Annotated in this window: 1 protein-coding gene; it reads right to left on the bottom strand. The window is 38.2% G+C overall.

The genetic code is table 11. The features are described from left to right. On the bottom strand, positions 1-572 hold a 572-nt coding region (locus CSV76_RS17055; protein ID WP_143560393.1), incomplete at its 3' end, for a transposase. Between the last annotated feature and the right edge of the window lie 9 nt (positions 573-581).

Here is a 581-nt window from a genome sequence, read left to right as displayed (position 1 = left end):
TCATCCAGACTTTCCCGTTCGATTTCAGGGATGATCTCTTTTTCTAACAGCTCTTCGTACATCTGACTGGACCTTTCTACAAGACCTGAACTATACCGTTCCACTGACTTGCGCCAGACAAATGTAAATTTGTTCGCATTCGCCTCAATCTTTGTTCCATCAATAAAAATGGCTTCTTCATCAATTAGCTGTTTTTGTACCAGCTGACAACGAAATTGTACAAAGCACTGGCGTAATAATTCTTTCACTTCAGGATGAACACGAAAACGATTAATGGTGCGATAGCTTGGATTATAGCCTTGAGCTAGCCACATCATGCGAAGGCTATCTTTTAAAAGACCTTCTATTTTTCTGCCTGAAAAAACAGACTGTGTGTAGGCACACAAAATGATCTTTAACATCATACGTGGATGATAAGATGGGCAACCTGTCTCACGCAAAAAACCGTCAAAAGCTTCATTAGGTATGCTTTCAATTAGATCATGCACAGCGTAAGCAATATCATGTTCTTGTAAGCTGATTTCTAAATCTAAAGGTAAAATCAGTTGATTCATGTTATAATCTTTAAACATAAGGATACC

The sequence above is a fragment of the Sporosarcina sp. P17b genome, from assembly GCF_002743115.1.
Classification (GTDB): domain Bacteria; phylum Bacillota; class Bacilli; order Bacillales_A; family Planococcaceae; genus Sporosarcina; species Sporosarcina ureae_C.
Note: the sequence above shows the minus strand (reverse complement) of the source record. Positions and strands in the feature narration are given on the sequence as shown.